Annotated in this window: 1 protein-coding gene; it reads left to right on the top strand. The window is 26.0% G+C overall.

Features of this window, described 5'->3' with window-relative positions; translation table 11 throughout:
- Positions 1 to 210 precede the first annotated feature (210 nt).
- The gene (locus GNY06_RS01355) at positions 211 to 411 is read left to right on the top strand and encodes a hypothetical protein (protein ID WP_166518465.1); all 201 of its coding nucleotides are present in this window, start codon (positions 211 to 213) and stop codon (positions 409 to 411) included.
- The last annotated feature ends 66 nt before the right edge of the window (positions 412 to 477 follow it).

The raw sequence follows: 477 nt of genomic DNA, 5'->3' as shown, positions 1-477 counted from the left end.
TTTTTTTGGATTACTTTTTGCTATGTGCACTAAGCCTTCTTTAAATAAGGTATTTAAGTGAAAAATTGGAATAGATATTATTCATTTGAAATAGTAAAAAACACAAAGTAAGAAAGAGAAATTTATTTCAAAATTAAAAAAAATATAAAATTTACGGATTAAATTTATTTTCAAAACATAAAAGATATTTAACGGAAAAATTATTAAAAGATGAAAAAAAAATTAAAAAATGAGAAACTTTTTTACAATCAAAGGAAGATCTATACTCGTCCTGAAGTAGACTTTACCTTGATAGAAATGGAGGAGAAAATTGCCACGGGATCAGCTATTATTGATCCAGGAAGACCCATACCAACAGTAGATCAGCAGTGGGATAGACAACCTGATTTAAGTGAAGATGGCGATTGGTAAGATTTCTAAATCAATTTCTGATACAATTTAATTTTTAAATTAAAAAAACAACGAACAAATTTAGAT

This window comes from Elizabethkingia argenteiflava, from assembly GCF_009904105.1.
GTDB classification, from domain to species: domain Bacteria; phylum Bacteroidota; class Bacteroidia; order Flavobacteriales; family Weeksellaceae; genus Elizabethkingia; species Elizabethkingia argenteiflava.
This window is presented reverse-complemented; position numbering and strand designations above follow the sequence as displayed.

Coding starts and splice junctions, on each gene's coding strand:
- GNY06_RS01355 (WP_166518465.1), top strand. CDS start 211: ATGAAAAAAAAATTAAAAAATGAGAAACTTTTTTACAATCAAAGGAAG.